The sequence below is a fragment of the Streptomyces sp. NPDC088157 genome, from assembly GCF_044741545.1.
Taxonomy (GTDB): Bacteria; Actinomycetota; Actinomycetes; order Streptomycetales; family Streptomycetaceae; genus Streptomyces.
On the sequence record NZ_JBIUSU010000002.1, the window covers coordinates 564,340 to 579,814 of the forward strand.

Genomic DNA, 15,475 nt, shown 5'->3' on the forward strand with positions numbered 1-15,475 from the left:
GACGGCGTGTCGGCCATTTCGGCACCCGCAGCCGGGAAGGCAGGCCATGAGCACCGATGTCAGCAGTGCGGAGAACGAGGGTGGGGCGACCGTGCGTACCGCGCGTGTGCCCAAGTACTACCGCCTGAAGAAGCACCTGCTCGACATCACGGAGACGCAGTCTCCGGGCACCCCGGTCCCGCCGGAGCGCACCCTGGCGGCCGAGTTCGACACCTCGCGCACCACCGTCCGCCAGGCCCTCCAGGAACTGGTCGTCGAGGGCCGCCTCGAGCGCATCCAGGGCAAGGGCACCTTCGTCGCCAAGCCGAAGGTGTCCCAGGCCCTCCAACTCACCTCGTACACCGAGGACATGCGCGCCCAGGGACTCGAACCGACCTCGCAGCTCCTGGACATCGGCTACATCACCGCCGACGACCGCCTCGCCGAGCTGCTCGACATAACGGCCGGCGGACGGGTGCTGCGCATCGAGCGCCTGCGCATGGCCAACGGCGAACCGATGGCCATCGAGACGACCCACCTGTCGGCGAAGCGCTTCCCGGCCCTGCGCAGGTCGCTGGTCAAGTACACCTCGCTGTACACCGCCCTCGCCGAGGTCTACGACGTCCGGCTCGCCGAGGCCGAGGAGACCATCGAGACCTCGCTGGCCACTCCGCGCGAGGCGGGCCAGCTCGGCACCGACGTGGGCCTGCCGATGCTGATGCTCTCCCGCCACTCGCTGGACCAGGAGGGACGGCCGGTGGAGTGGGTGCGCTCGGTGTACCGGGGCGACCGGTACAAGTTCGTGGCGCGGCTGAAGAGACCCGCGGAGTAGGAGCGACAATCGGGTACCGATATGCGGACGGGGTCTTCCGCTGCCCTTTATCCGTCACCTACATTTCCAGCGCGTTGCTTTGGTGATCAACGCAGTGGCGATCGACGAGGGGACGGAACCGCCGATGTCAGAGACCCCGGAAGCGACCAGGGGGCCGGTGGTGACGCCTGTGCGCGTGGCCATCGCCCTCTGTCTGCTCGCGCCCTTCGTGGCGATGCTGTGGGTGGGTTCGTACGCGAAGGTGGATCCGGCGTTCATCGGGATCCCCTTCTTCTACTGGTACCAGATGCTGTGGGTGCCCCTTTCCGCCGCGCTCACCGTGACCGCGTACAAGCTCTGGCAGCGTGACCAGCGCGGCCGCGCGGACTCCTCTTCCGCGAAGGGTGGTGCGTCGGAGTGAAGGACGGCGTGAACGGCGTGGCACTCGCCGTCTTCATCTTCTTCTTCCTGGCCGTCACGGTCATGGGCTTCCTGGCCGCGCGCTGGCGCAGGGCAGAGAACGACAGCCTCGACGAATGGGGCCTCGGCGGCCGGTCGTTCGGCACCTGGGTCACCTGGTTCCTGCTCGGCGGCGACCTGTACACCGCGTACACCTTCGTCGCGGTACCCGCGGCGATCTACGCGGCGGGCGCGGCCGGATTCTTCGCGGTGCCGTACACGATCCTCGTCTACCCGCTGATCTTCACGTTCCTGCCCCGCCTGTGGTCGGTGTCCCACAAGCACGGCTATGTGACCACCTCGGACTTCGTCCGCGGCCGGTTCGGCTCGAAGGGCCTGTCGTTGGCGGTCGCCGTCACCGGCATCCTGGCGACGATGCCTTACATCGCCCTCCAGTTGGTCGGCATCCAGGCCGTGCTCGACGTGATGGGCGTCGGCGGCGGCGAGGACACCAACTGGTTCGTGAAGGACCTGCCGTTGCTGATCGCGTTCGGCGTGCTGGCGGCCTACACCTACTCCTCGGGTCTGCGGGCCCCCGCACTGATCGCGTTCGTGAAGGACACGCTGATCTACATCGTCATCGCGGTGGCGATCATCTACATCCCGATCAAGCTCGGCGGGTTCGACGACATCTTCGCCAAGGCGGGCGAGGCGTTCAGCCAGACCAACCCTGCGACGGGCAAGCCGCGCGGCGCGCTGGCACCGGCGGACCCGGGCCAGTGGACGTACGCCACGCTGGCGCTGGGCTCGGCGCTCGCGCTGTTCATGTACCCCCACTCCATCACGGCGACGCTGTCGTCCCGCAGCCGTGAGGTGATCCGCCGCAACACGACGATCCTGCCGCTGTACTCCCTGATGCTGGGCCTGCTCGCGCTGCTGGGCTTCATGGCGATCGCGGCCGGGGTCAAGGTCACCAACGGGCAGCTGGCGATCCCGCAGCTGTTCGAGGACATGTTCCCGTCCTGGTTCGCGGGTGTGGCGTTCGCGGCGATCGGCATCGGCGCGCTCGTGCCCGCGGCCATCATGTCGATCGCGGCCGCGAACCTCTTCACCCGCAACATCTACAAGGACTTCATCAAGCCGGACGCCACGCCCGCGCAGGAGATGAAGGTTTCCAAACTGGTCTCCCTCCTGGTGAAGGTGGGCGCCCTGGTCTTCGTCCTCACCATGGACAAGACGGTCGCCATCAACTTCCAGCTGCTGGGCGGCATCTGGATCCTCCAGACGTTCCCGGCCCTGGTCGGCGGCCTCTTCACCCGCTGGTTCCACCGCTGGGCCCTGCTGGCCGGCTGGGCGGTCGGCATGGTCTACGGCACCTTCGCCGCGTACGGCGTCGCCTCCCCGACCCAGAAGCACTTCGGCGGCTCGTCGAAGGAGATCCCGGGCATCGGCGAGATCGGCTACATCGGTCTCACGGCGTTCGTGATCAACGTCGTCGTCACGGTGGTGCTGACCTTCGTCCTGAAGGCCGCCAAGGCTCCCGAGGGCATCGACGAGACCAAGCCGGAGGACTACACGGCGGACGCCGGCGACCCGGGCGTCCAGGTGGAGCTGCCGCCGGCGACGGCGGGCACGTCCCACTAGGGATGCACGATGGACCGGCTCGGGCCTGGGCCGGGTCCGCGAAGCGGCGCCGGGCGCGACTTCGCGGACCCGGCCCAAGGGTTGTCCCGACGGCCCTCAGTCCCGCGTCCGTCTGGCCATCGCGTCCCAGAAGCGGTCCAGTTCGCGGACCCGCATGCCGACCCAGTGCGGGGTCTTTCTGCGCAGCCCCCGGGGCAGCCAGCGCCGGACGCTGCCGGGCAGCAGGGCCTGTTGCTGGCGGCAGAACGGCTCGCGGATCTCTCCCCGGGGCACACCGCCCCGGGGAGGGTACGGGCAGAGCTGGAACTTGCAGTCGGGCAGACAGGTCGTGCCCGGTGCGGGCGGGGTGGACGTGCCGATGCGCAGTCCGGGCCGCAGCGGCTCCCGGTCCTTGCAGATGCACGGCGGCAACGACATTCCGGGCTGCTCCATACGGGCCAGGCGTTCCTCGACCTCGTCCGGGTGCCCGTCCCGTTCGATGAGGTTCAGCATCACCAGTACGTCGGCGACGAGACGTTGGGCGCGTGGGTCGAGGGTGCTCCAGCCGACCGAGGGGGGAATCCACAGGCTGTGCCTGCGGTATCCGCCGGTGCCGCCCGCGCGGGCGCCGATGTTGTCGGCGACCCCCTTCTCGTCGATCCACAGGAACCGCTCGGGCTGTCCGGTCTCCAGGGCGAGGGCGACCAGGTCGCCGGCCTCGGCGACGAACGGGTGCAGGCGCCGCCTGGCCGGTTCGCCGGGCTGGTCCGGGTGACCCGGCGCCGCGTTCACCGTGCCCGCCATCGACAGCCAGCGCTTCACCGTCTGCACGGCGGTGGCCCCGCCGAGCCGCTGCAACGGCTGTTGCCCGTCGGGGCGGCCGCCGGCGCCGTCCGGGAGCTCCCACAGGCACAGCGCCTGGAGCAGGCTGAGCTGCGCGTACCAGCAGCGTGACTGCTGGAGCACGGTCTCCGCCTGGCGGATCAGGTCGTTCCGGCCCCCCAGGAAGGTGTGCGGGTGCCGGTGGCGCCGGTTGGCCGCGTACTTGAAGCCCTGGGCCAGCGCGGCCTCCAGGGCGAGCGGCAGATCGGGGGTCCCGCCGGTGAACTCCGGGTCGAGGTGGCGCAGCCACTTGGTGAGGCGTTCCCGGGCCTCGTCGCGATGGGCCTCGTCGACGGAGCCCAGGAGCATCGGGAGCATCCAGGCCCGCATCACGAACTCCCGGAAGAGATCGACCCGTTGCTCACGGTAGCGCCGATTCAGCGCCTTGCGGTCCTCCTGCAACCGCCCGATGTCCTCGGCCGACGCGCCCCCCGGGGACGCGCGGTCCGACCGCGCCCTCCCCATCCGCGCGGCCCATGCCTCGTACTCCTGTCTCTTCCAGGCCTTCAGCCTGTCCAGCCGGTCGTTGTACTCCTTCACGGGGTCGCTGTTCAGGCCGACCCGTTCCCGGATCACGGCGAACGCCGCGTTGCCGCCGGTGCCGAACTCCTGGGCTACGACCAGGCGGATGGAGTAGGAGGGTTCTTGGATGCCCAGCCGGAAGAGCTCCCAGTACAGCGGGGTGGTGTCGATCCGGTCGGAGACCTTCCGCAACGCGGCACCCAGCTGTTTGAGCACTCTGCGCTTGGCGTCCCTCAGGGTGCGCCGGTCCCCCTTGATACCGGCCCAGTGTTCGCGCACCGCGGTGACGATCCCGCTCAGCTGTCCCGGGTCGTCCTCGGCGCTCTCGATCTCCAGGGCGGCCGCGTAGAGGTCCAGGGCCTTGGGGTCGTCGGTGCGGCGGCCCGCGGCGGCGCACAGCCGGAGGGCGAGCGGGCGGCCCCGCACTGGCGCCTGCCGTACCAGTTCCGCGATCTCCTTCCGTATCCCGGCCCGCAGACCGTGCCCCCGGCCCGCAGGGTTCGCCGCCCGGCCCCGGGACAGCAGGACGAGGGCGATGAGCAGCTCACGGCTGGGGCCGGGCGGCTGAAGCGCCTGCTCGGCCAGGTCCCCGGCGCCCCGCTCCCCCAGCTGGTCGAGCAGGCGACAGCCGAAGTAGGCCTGGAAGATGCTGTGCGGGAAACGGACCCTGTGCTCGTGTCCCTCCACCAGTCTGAGCTTGCTCGCGTGGGCCGCGAAGCGGGCGAGGACGGCATGACACTGGTCCATGTTGCCCTCGCGCAGCCGCCTGCGTTCCGCGTCGCCGAGCCGCTCGCACAGCGCGTTCCAGATCTGGCGCCGGTGCCAGTCGGAGAGGGTGTTACCGCGCTTGCCGTACCGGTCGAAGCCGCGGCCGGTCCACAGGTGCTCGGCTCGGGCCCGCGCGCGCCGCGCCGGGCCGGGGTGCAGGATGTCCGGGTCGAGCAGCTCCGCGAAGCCGACCTCCAGCTTGTCCTGGAGCAGTCCGACACAGGCCAGGGCCGAGACCACTTCGAGCGTGTCGCGGCGCTCCTGCGGGGCCAGCGCGACGTCCTCGCGCAGCTTCCCCTCGCACAGCGCCTCGGCCCAGGTCTCGAGCAGCCAGTACCGCAGGGTGGCGCGGTCGCGGCTGCGGATGTTCATGTGCCGCCGATCGTCGTCCGGGCGGTAGTGCTCCAGGATTCCCCGCCGGTGGAGTTCGCGGGCGATCTGGAGGTAGATCGGCGACTCCGTCACCTCCGCCGTCTCCACGATCCAGTCCACCCGGCGCTCGTCGGTCTCCGGTACGTCCGCCTCGACGAAGCGCAGCGCCTCCTCCTCGCTGAGCGGTTCCAGCACCACGATCGCGGCGGAGGTGGTCTCCAGCGGGCTGTGCGGCCGGGAGGCGATGACCAGGGGCAGCTTCTCCTCGCGGGCGCGCTCGATGGCCCGGCGGATGACGTTGTCCCGGTTCTGCTGCCGGCCGTCGTCGAGAAGGGCCTCCTCCAGGCCGTCGGCGAGGACGACCGGCTTGTCGTCGGCGAGGAGTTGTTGCCACACCCGGTCGGTCTTGCCGCGCGCCAGAATGCCCTTGGGCGCCTCCTGTGCGAAGCGCTGCCTCGCCAGGCGTTCGAAGTTCAGGTCGGTGCCGTCCGCCACGTCCCGCAGTCTGATCGGCACGGGTACGGCGTTCTGGCGGGCCAGGAGTTCGGTGAGCCGTACGAGGACGGCGGTCTTTCCCGCTCCGACGCCGCCGACGAGCAGATACGGCCGCCGGGTGTCGCGCTCCCGCAGCCGCTCGGCGATGACCTGGGCGATGTCCTCGCGGCCCACGATCTCGGCGGTGTCGTATCCGGCGGTGGGCACCAGCCGACGCGGATCGCGCAGTGCCTTGGTGAGATAGCGCCGTTTGGTCCAGCGGTACCACCAGAACAGGAAGAGCGCGGCGGCGATCGAGGCGGCAAGGATCGGGCCGACGAACTTGAATACGGTCTCGAACCCGTCGTTGCCCTGCCGCCACTGCTCGAAGCCGGTCGTGTCCTGCGTGACGAGGATGAACAGGCCCTCACCGACCCAGGCGAGCAGCGCGAGCACGGCGACCAGCCAGATCACCCTGGTGACGTTGGCGTAGGAGACCCATCGGCGCCATTTCTTGGGGTGGGTGGCGCCGCGGCGGGCCTCCAGACGGATCGTCAGGGCGTGCCAGTGGCCGACGAACACGTGCCCGACGCGGTGTCCCGCCCGTCGGAAGACCAGTGTGGCCATCGGCGCGTCGCGCGGTCGCTCCTTGCCGGGCGGATGGCGGACAACCCTCGTCATGGCGTTCTCCTTGCGAGTTCCGGGAGCGGTTCCCGGGACGGAGGACTCGCGGGGCAAAGGATTCGCACTGCGCCGACGGCTACTTCCATGGAATCACTCCGGGCAGGCCCCGCAACCCGGGCGTCCGGCAACTCGGGGCCATGGCCCTGGTGATCCGGCGGGTCGCGCGCGGCGCGTACGAGGCCCACGGCGACACGACCGCCCGCGCCTACCCCGCGGGCGACCTCCTCGACTTCGGTGAGAGCGACGTGCATCCGCGCGAGGTGGCCGGGCGCGCGCGGCCACCGCCGAGGTCCGGGTGGCCGTGGAGAACGGCCGTATCCTCGGCGGCGTCACCTTCGCCCGCGGCCCCGGCCCCATGTCCGACTCGCGGGCCGCGGCGGGGCCGAGATCCGTATGCTCGCGGTCCACCGGGCCGCCCGCGGTCGGGGTGCCGGGGAGCTCTCGACCGCGCCTGCCTCGACCGCGCCCGGGCCACGGAGGGCCGCACGGCCGTCGTCCTGTCGACCCGAGGCGTGATGTTCGCGGTCCACCGCATCCACGAACGTCTGGGTTTCGTACGGACACCCGAGCGGGACGGGCATCCCGTGCCACACCGGAACGATCTCACCCTGATCGCCCATCAGCTGACGCTCTGAAACCGCCCCGACACAACATCTGGGGGTGGCGTGACGGGTGAGCACAAGATGTATGCTCATGCTCGCTGTCGCCGCAGGGGAATCCGGTGCGAATCCGGAACTGTCCCGCAACGGTGTACTCACGTGCATCCATACCCGTATGCGCACGCGTGTTCAGTCCGAGGTCCTGCCGACAGCGCGCCCGGCCGTCCGGTCCGGGTGCCCTGACGTCCGGGTCTCGTGGAGTGGGCCGGTGGACGCGACGCCCCGCGCGCTCGTGTGCTGCCCCCTGCCCTGCGCAAGGCCCACCGCCGAGCGAGGGAGAGCCCCACGTGACCATCGCGCCAGCCGAACCGGTTTCAGTCACCGAGCTGGAGACCGACGGTCCCGGTACCGCGTTGCTGCGGACCCTGACCGAGCTGACCGCCGACCTGCCCGACGCCGACCCCGGCCGGGTCGCCGCCGCCGCCCTGCGCGGCCGGTCCGCCAGGGCCGACGAGGCGGAGCTGCGCGAGCTGGCCACGGAGGGGGCCGCGGGACTGATCTCCGAGGACCCCGCCTACTCGAAGCTGGCCGCCCGGCTGCTGACGATCAGCATCGCCGCGGAGGCCGCCTCCCAGGGCGTCACGTCGTTCACCGGATCGGTCGCCGTCGGCCACCGCGAGGGTCTCATCGCCGACCGCACCGCCGAGTTCGTGCGTGTCCACGCGGTCCGTCTCGACGCCCTGATCGACGAGCGGGCCGACGACCGGTTCGGCTACTTCGGGCTCCGTACCCTGCACAGCCGCTACCTCCTGCGGCACCCGATCACCCGCAAGGTCGTCGAGACGCCCCAGCACTTCCTGCTGCGCGTCGCCTCCGGCCTCGCCGAGGACGACACCCCCCGTTCCGTGGACGAGGTCGCCGCGCTCTACCGGCTGATGAGCCGCCTGGACTACCTCCCGTCGTCCCCCACGCTCTTCAACTCCGGCACCCGGCACCCCCAGATGTCGTCCTGCTACCTCCTCGACTCCCCGCTGGACGAGCTGGACTCCATCTACGACCGCTACCACCAGGTCGCGCGGCTGTCGAAGCACGCCGGTGGCATCGGGCTGTCGTACTCCCGGATCCGTTCCCGCGGTTCGCTGATCCGTGGCACCAACGGGCACTCCAACGGCATCGTGCCGTTCCTGAAGACCCTGGACGCCTCGGTCGCCGCGGTGAACCAGGGCGGCCGGCGCAAGGGCGCGGCCGCGGTCTACCTGGAGACCTGGCACTCCGACATCGAGGAGTTCCTGGAGCTGCGGGACAACACCGGTGAGGACGCCCGCAGGACGCACAACCTGAACCTCGCGCACTGGATCCCGGACGAGTTCATGCGCCGGGTCAACGCCGACGAGCAGTGGTCGCTGTTCTCCCCCGCCGACGTGCCCGAGCTGGTCGACCTGTGGGGCGAGGAGTTCGACGCGGCCTACCGGTCGGCCGAGGCGAAGGGGCTGGCGAAGAAGACCATCCCCGCCCGTGACCTCTACGGCCGCATGATGCGCACCCTCGCGCAGACCGGCAACGGCTGGATGACCTTCAAGGACGCGGCCAACCGCACCGCCAACCAGACGGCCGAGCCGGGCCACGTCGTGCACTCCTCCAACCTCTGCACGGAGATCCTGGAGGTCACGGACGACGGCGAGACGGCGGTCTGCAACCTGGGTTCGGTGAACCTGGGCGCGTTCGTCGACACCACGGCCGGCACGATCGACTGGGAGCGGCTGGACGAGACCGTCCGCACGGCCGTCACCTTCCTCGACCGGGTCGTCGACATCAACTTCTACCCGACCGAGCAGGCGGGCCGTTCCAACGCCCGCTGGCGCCCGGTCGGGCTGGGTGCGATGGGCCTGCAGGACGTCTTCTTCAAGCTGCGCGTCCCCTTCGACTCGCCCGAGGCCAAGGCCCTGTCCACCCGCATCGCCGAGCGTGTCATGCTCGCCGCGTACGAGGCCTCCGCCGATCTGGCCGAGCGCAACGGCCCGCTGCCGGCCTGGGAGAAGACCCGTACCGCCAGGGGCGTGCTGCACCCCGACCACTACGGCGTCGAGTTCACCTGGCCCGAGCGCTGGGCGGCCCTGCGGGAGCGGATCGCGCGGACCGGCATGCGCAACTCCCTGTTGCTCGCCATCGCGCCCACCGCCACCATCGCGTCCATCGCGGGCGTGTACGAGTGCATCGAGCCGCAGGTGTCCAACCTGTTCAAGCGCGAGACGCTGTCCGGCGAGTTCCTCCAGGTCAACTCCTACCTGGTGCAGGACCTGAAGGGGCTCGGCGTCTGGGACGCCCGCACCCGTGAGGCGCTGCGCGACTCCAGCGGCTCGGTGCAGGACTTCGCCTGGATCCCGGAGGAAGTCCGCGCCCTGTACCGCACGGCGTGGGAGATCCCGCAGCGCGGCCTGATCGACATGGCCGCCGCCCGCACCCCGTACCTGGACCAGGCCCAGTCCCTGAACCTGTTCCTGGAGACGCCGACCATCGGCAAGCTCTCCTCGATGTACGCGTACGCCTGGAAGTCGGGCCTGAAGACGACGTACTACCTGCGCTCCCGCCCGGCGACCCGCATCGCCCGCGCGGCTCAGGCGCAGACCCCCGCCGCCATCCCCGTGCAGCAGGTGACCTCGGAAGAGGCCGTCGCCTGCTCCCTTGAGAACCCCGAGTCCTGCGAGGCCTGCCAGTAATGACCAGCGAAGCCAAGAACCTGCTCGACCCGGGCTTCGAGCTGACCCTGCGTCCGATGCGTTACCCGGACTTCTACGAGCGGTACCGGGACGCCATCAAGAACACCTGGACCGTCGAGGAGGTCGACCTCCACTCGGACGTCGCCGACCTGGCGAAGCTGTCCGAGGGCGAACAGCACATGATCGGCCGGCTGGTCGCGTTCTTCGCGACGGGCGACTCGATCGTGGCGAACAACCTCGTGCTGACGCTCTACAAGCACATCAACTCCCCCGAGGCGCGCCTCTACCTGTCGAGGCAGCTCTTCGAGGAGGCCGTCCACGTCCAGTTCTATCTGACGCTCCTGGACACCTACCTCCCCGACCCGGAGGACCGCGCCGCCGCCTTCGACGCCGTGGAGAACATCCCGTCCATCCGCGAGAAGGCCGAGTTCTGCTTCAAGTGGATCAACGAGGTCGAGAAGCTGGACCGGCTGGAGACCAGGGCCGACCGCCGACGCTTCCTGCTCAACCTGATCTGCTTCGCCGCGTGCATCGAGGGCCTGTTCTTCTACGGCGCCTTCGCGTACGTCTACTGGTTCCGCAGCCGGGGTCTGCTGCACGGCCTCGCCACGGGCACCAACTGGGTGTTCCGTGACGAGACGATGCACATGAGCTTCGCCTTCGAGGTGGTCGACACCGTGCGCAAGGAGGAGCCGGACCTCTTCGACGACCAGCTGCAGGAGGAGGTGACGGCGATGCTGCGGGAGGCCGTGGAGGCCGAGCTCCAGTTCGGGCGCGACCTGTGCGGTGAGGGACTGCCGGGCATGAACACCGACTCGATGCGGCAGTACCTCGAGTGCGTCGCCGACCAGCGGCTGTCGCGGCTCGGGTTCGCCCCGGTGTACGGCTCGGAGAACCCCTTCTCCTTCATGGAGCTCCAGGGCGTTCAGGAGCTGACCAACTTCTTCGAGCGCCGGCCTTCGGCGTACCAGGTCGCGGTGGAGGGCACCGTCGACCTGGACGAGGACTTCTGAGGCACCGTTCCCGGAGCCTTCCTCGAAGCCTTCAGCTGACGGTCGGTCCGGCGCTCGTGGAGAAGTCCCACGAGCGCCGGAGCCGTGAGGAGGAGGAAGAGGGCCAGGACGGTCAGGTATCCGGTGAGTGCGTTCATGAGGTAAGCCTCGTACGCGGCAGACACTCCTGACAGTGGCAGGACTGCCGTACACCTTCAAATTACTGCCACTCCCGAGGCACACTTGGCACCATGCTGAACAACGTGGCCGCGATTCTCCTGGACGGTGTGCACCCCTTCGAACTGGGCGTCGTCTGCGAGGTCTTCGGGATCGACCGCAGTGACGAGGGGCTGCCGGTGTACGACTTCGCCGTCGCCTCGGCGGAGGGGCCGACGCTGACCACCCACGCCGGGTTCACCATGAGCACGCAGCACGGTCTGGAGCGGCTGGAGAGCGCCGACCTGATCGCCGTACCGGCCGGGGACACCTACGGGAAGCGGGACTTCCCGCCGGAGCTGCTCGACGCGCTGCGCCGGGCCGTGGACCGGGGGACACGCGTGCTCAGCGTCTGTTCCGGGGTGTTCGTACTGGGCGCCGCGGGGCTGCTGGACGGGCGGCGCTGCGCGGTGCACTGGCGGCACGCCGAGCAACTGGCCCGGCAGTACCCGCGCACGACCGTGGAGCCGGACGTGCTCTACGTCGACGAGGACCCGGTGATCACCTCGGCAGGCACGGCCGCCGGTATCGACGCCTGTCTGCACCTGGTCCGCAAGGAACAGGGCCCCGAGGTCGCCAACCGGATCGCCCGGCGGATGGTGGTGCCGCCGCACCGGGACGGCGGCCAGGCGCAGTACATCGAGCGGCCGCTGCCCCGGTCGCGGTGCGACACCGTGGGCGAGGTGCTCGCGTGGATGGAGCAGCACCTCGACCAGGAGGTCACGGTCGAGCGGCTCGCGGAACGCGCCCACATGTCACCGCGCACCTTCGCCCGCCGTTTCCAGCAGGAGACGGGCACCACCCCCTACCGTTGGCTGCTGCGCCAGCGGGTGCTGCTCGCACAGCACCTGCTGGAGGCGACGGACGAGACGGTGGACGCGATCGCCTGGCGCGCCGGCTTCGGTACGGCCGGCGCCCTGCGCCACCAGTTCGTGCAGGCGCTGGGGACGACCCCCAACGCCTATCGGCGCACGTTCCGCGGCCCGCAGGCCGTCGCCTGAGCCGCGGCCCTCACCCGGGTATCGCTCGCAGCAGCAGCCGGCGCGGCCGGAGCGTGATGCCGATGTGCGTCCGGGGGTCCGAACCGGGCGCCGGCTCGAAGCGGAACGCGGACGCCACCACCGCGGCGATCAGCGTGAGCTCGGCCATCGAGAAGTGGTCGCTCGGGCACTTGCGGTTGCCGACGCCGAACGGCGTCATGGCGTACTTCGGCACCTCCGGGGAACCGCCGGGCAGCCAGCGGTCGGGTTCGAACTCCGTGTGCCGCTCGTACGACCGCGGATCGCGCTGAACGGCGTACGGGCTGTAGACGATGTCGGCACCGGCGGGAATGCGGTAGCCGCCGAGCTCGGTCTCGGTCACCGCGCGCCGGGTCAATATCCATACGGCGGGATACAGCCGCATGGTCTCGACGACGACATTGGCGGTGTGTTGGAGCTTTCGGACGTCGCCGAATGCGACCGGCCGGTCACCGACGACGTTTTTCACCTCCTCGCGGATCTTGTCCACCTGGTCGGGGTGCTCGGTGAGGACCTTGAGCAGCGACATGACCACGGAGCCTGCGGTTTCGCTGCCCGGCGTGAGTATCGCGATGACCTGGTCGTGGATCTCCTGTTCCCCGATCGGGTCGCCATTCTCGTCCTTCGCCTCCAGCAAAGCTGTCAGCAAATCGTCCGGCTTTTGACCGGATGCCCGGCGGTCGGCGACGATCTCGTCCACCAGCCGATGCAGATCGGCCAGCGCCCGATTGAATTCGCGGTTGGCCGGAATCGGTACCCGATAAAGCGGTCCGAGGGGTACCACCATGCGCTGGTACATACCGGCGAACAGCGTGGCGAGCGCGGACGTGATGCGCTCGGACCGGGCGTCCATATAGCTGCCGCGCATCAGACAGCGGGCGGAGATGCGCACGGACACCCGGAAGGCCTCCGCGGTGACGTCGAGGACCTCGCCGTCACGCCAGCGCTCGACGAGCGCGTACGCCTCCTCCTCCATGATCGGCCCGTAGCCGGGGATGGCGTCGAGCCGGAACGCGGGCTGGATCGTGCGGCGCTGACGGCGGTGCAGCGGGCCGTTGGCCGTGGCCACGCCCTCCTTGCCGAGCAGGCCCTCCAGCGACTCCCACAGGGGGCCGGAGATGATGTAGTCCGGACTGAGCGCGAGGGCGCCGGTGAGGTCCGGCGCGGTGACGGCGTACACCGTCTTGGGGCCGAGCCTGAGACGGACGATGTCGCCGTGGTCGCGGAGCCGGGCCAGGAAGGCCAGCGGATCGCGGACCAGCTTCCAGCCGTGCCCGAGGAGCGGAACCCTGCCACCGGCCAACGGTGGCTCAAGCAGTTCTGGCGCCTCGCCGGTCGCGAGGTTCACCGATTCGACGGTCATTTCTCACCTGCCGCTTCGTTGTTGACGTACGGGGGCGTGGACCGGTCGTCCCAGCTGTCGACCATGTATCGGCCGGACTCGTGGTGGAACCAGTAGACGGAACTGAACCAGTTCCGCATATTGCCGAGGCAGGCCCGCACGGCAGCGCCGAGTTGGTTTCCGCGAACCGTGCCGTCGGTGAGCCGCTCGGCGAGCAGTAGGACGTCCTTCTCGGCAACGAGGAACTCGGATATGCATTCCTCGACGCGTCGCCTGACTTCTTCCACCGCCTCTTCGAGAGTCAGCCCCTCATGGGTGATGAGACTGATTCCGAGATTGTGCACCTCATCGCCCGCTATTTCCTTGGGAAGCGAGCAGAGGTCGTTGTACCAGGCGGCGAATTCTTGACTCAGCAGGGCCGCACGTCGATATGCGGGGTGTTTACGCACCGGCTCCGGGAGTTCGACTCCGGCACTCGGCTCCAGCAGGTCCGTCCAGATCCAGTGCGCGAAGGTGAGCCGACGCAGTGCCAGGTATTCCTCGACCCCGGGAATACGCCCTTCGGTTCGATTGTGGAATTCCCGGTCGTACGCGTCGATCACGGCGTGGAAGTGCCGGGCGAACCGGGCGTTCCAGGTACCGGGAAGGAAGGAGTGCAGTCGGCCCACGCTGTCCGCGAGCCCGGCGACCAGCGGATCCGGGTGGCACAGATGCTCCGCCGGGGAGTCCAGGGCCGCGTGCAAACGGAACCTGAGCCGCCGCCAGGAGGATGTCCGGCCGTGCACGACGTCACGGTCGTGCCGGTCGTCCCAGACGAAGAACCACGCGCTGTAGTCGGCGATGGCCTGCATGACCTCGTCGGGTGCGCCGAGGTAGTAGCCCGCCATCAGATCGGTGTAGCAAAGTCCGTCGGCATATTCTGCGACCTTGTCCGCCGGCATCAACCGCTTTTCCAGCAGCCAGGAGCGTGTCTTCTCCTGCAACTGGGGCCAATACGGATGCAGTTGCCGGGAAAACGCCGCCTCGATGACCGGAAGAGAGAGCGAAGGAGGGACCGCGGGCGCGGCCACCGTCGCCGTGGTGCTGTATGTGGTGCTGTATGGGAAAGCTGGCACGAACAACCCCTCTCAGCCGCCAGTGGGCACACACCCCTCCTCCCGTGCCGGGCGTGCGCCGTTGCGTATCCCCGCACATCCCATTCAGCACTACAACTGACCGCTCTGGGAACGGATTTGCTTCATTCACCACCCCAACATGCCGAGAATCCGCCCCTGCGTGACTGATTACGGATCTGCAGATGTGTAGTAGATGTGCGTAAGCGATCGAACATCCGTCGGACACACGAACGACGCCCGGCGGGAAGGGATCCCGGCCGGGCGTCGTGGTGGTGCGGGTGAGCTCAGTCGTTGGCGACCACGGGGTAACGGGGCTCGTTCTCGGCCATCTGCCGCAGGGCGTCCTTGCGCTCACGCTTGGACAGACGGTCGATGTACAGGTAGCCGTACAGGTGGTCGGTCTCGTGCTGCAAACACCGAGCGAAGTACCCGGTGCCGCGCACCTTGATCGGGTTTCCCCGCTCGTCCTGCCCGGTCACCTCGGCGTAGTCGGGGCGGGCCAGCGGCGCGTAGGCGGTGGGCACCGAGAGGCAGCCCTCGTTGCTGTCGTCCAGCCGGCGCCGGTCGGCGGGGAGCTCGACGAGCTCGGGGTTGCAGACGACACCGGTGTGCCGGGCGCCCTCGTCGTCCGGGCAGTCGTAGACGAAGACCTTCAGGTCGACGCCGATCTGGTTCGCGGCCAAGCCCACGCCCTCGGCCGTGTGCTGCGAGGCGAACATGTCCGCGACCAGCTGCCGCAGCTCCTCGCCGAACTCGGTGACGTCCCTGCACTCCTTGTGCAGCACCGGGTTCCCGACGACGGTGATCGGCCGCGAGGTGCCGGCCTCACGCCAGGCCAGCTCGCGCGCCTCCGCCCCCTCGGTGTCGATGACGAAGCCCTCGTCGTCCACGGGGAGCACGCCCGCGTGCTGCTGATCGGTGTCCTGCTGCGCCATGACCGACGATGCCTTCCTCAAACAGA

At 69.4% G+C, this 15,475-nt stretch carries 10 protein-coding genes, 1 pseudogene and 1 riboswitch; of the genes and pseudogenes, 7 read left to right on the top strand and 4 right to left on the bottom strand.

The window, feature by feature from the left end:
• The first annotated feature begins 46 nt into the window (after positions 1-46).
• The 3 genes from ACIPFH_RS08835 (at position 47) to mctP (ending at position 2,833) form a co-directional block, all read left to right on the top strand.
• Positions 47-811, top strand: a complete 765-nt coding sequence (locus tag ACIPFH_RS08835; protein ID WP_356251555.1) for a GntR family transcriptional regulator — start codon at positions 47-49, stop codon at positions 809-811.
• Between the two features lie 124 nt (positions 812-935).
• A complete protein-coding gene (locus tag ACIPFH_RS08840) occupies positions 936-1,211 on the top strand; it encodes a DUF3311 domain-containing protein (RefSeq protein WP_356251553.1) in 276 nt (91 codons plus the stop codon).
• Positions 1,208-2,833 carry a monocarboxylate uptake permease MctP gene (gene mctP, locus ACIPFH_RS08845; protein ID WP_401824460.1) on the top strand — a complete coding sequence of 542 codons (1,626 nt, stop codon included), beginning with the start codon at positions 1,208-1,210 and terminating at the stop codon, positions 2,831-2,833. The genes ACIPFH_RS08840 and mctP overlap by 4 nt, the downstream gene beginning before the upstream one ends.
• 96 nt (positions 2,834-2,929) lie before the next feature.
• On the opposite strand, the gene ACIPFH_RS08850 is transcribed toward mctP, so the two are convergent.
• Positions 2,930-6,511: an ATP-binding protein gene (locus ACIPFH_RS08850; RefSeq protein ID WP_401824461.1), complete on the bottom strand. Its 3,582-nt coding sequence runs from the start codon at positions 6,509-6,511 to the stop codon at positions 2,930-2,932.
• Between the two features lie 140 nt (positions 6,512-6,651).
• Between ACIPFH_RS08850 and ACIPFH_RS08855 the strand changes: the two are divergent.
• From ACIPFH_RS08855 to ACIPFH_RS08870, 4 genes and pseudogenes are all read left to right on the top strand, one after another.
• Positions 6,652-7,149: pseudogene (locus ACIPFH_RS08855) on the top strand (GNAT family N-acetyltransferase).
• Between the two features lie 77 nt (positions 7,150-7,226).
• A riboswitch (cobalamin riboswitch) is annotated at positions 7,227-7,316 on the top strand.
• 144 nt (positions 7,317-7,460) lie between these two features.
• Complete coding sequence (locus ACIPFH_RS08860; protein WP_356251544.1) at positions 7,461-9,830, top strand: ribonucleoside-diphosphate reductase subunit alpha; 2,370 nt, start codon at positions 7,461-7,463, stop codon at positions 9,828-9,830.
• Positions 9,830-10,843, top strand: a complete 1,014-nt coding sequence (locus tag ACIPFH_RS08865) for a ribonucleotide-diphosphate reductase subunit beta (protein ID WP_356251541.1) — start codon at positions 9,830-9,832, stop codon at positions 10,841-10,843. The genes ACIPFH_RS08860 and ACIPFH_RS08865 overlap by 1 nt, the downstream gene beginning before the upstream one ends.
• A 230-nt stretch (positions 10,844-11,073) precedes the next feature.
• Complete coding sequence (locus tag ACIPFH_RS08870; protein ID WP_401824464.1) at positions 11,074-12,039, top strand: GlxA family transcriptional regulator; 966 nt, start codon at positions 11,074-11,076, stop codon at positions 12,037-12,039.
• A gap of 10 nt (positions 12,040-12,049) precedes the next feature.
• Here ACIPFH_RS08870 and ACIPFH_RS08875 read toward each other — a convergent pair whose 3' ends face one another.
• The 3 genes from ACIPFH_RS08875 to def all read right to left on the bottom strand — a co-directional run bounded on the left by ACIPFH_RS08875 (position 12,050) and on the right by def (position 15,449).
• Positions 12,050-13,420, bottom strand: coding sequence for a cytochrome P450 (locus ACIPFH_RS08875; protein ID WP_401824465.1), 1,371 nt, complete (start codon positions 13,418-13,420; stop codon positions 12,050-12,052).
• Entirely contained in the window at positions 13,417-14,469 is a 1,053-nt protein-coding gene (cyc1, locus tag ACIPFH_RS08880) for an epi-isozizaene synthase (RefSeq protein ID WP_401824467.1), read from the bottom strand. Before cyc1 ends, ACIPFH_RS08875 begins: the two co-directional genes overlap by 4 nt.
• Before the next feature lie 329 nt (positions 14,470-14,798).
• Positions 14,799-15,449 (bottom strand): peptide deformylase, encoded by a 651-nt coding sequence (def, locus tag ACIPFH_RS08885; RefSeq protein ID WP_401824469.1) that lies wholly within the window; start codon positions 15,447-15,449, stop codon positions 14,799-14,801.
• Positions 15,450-15,475: the final 26 nt, after the last annotated feature.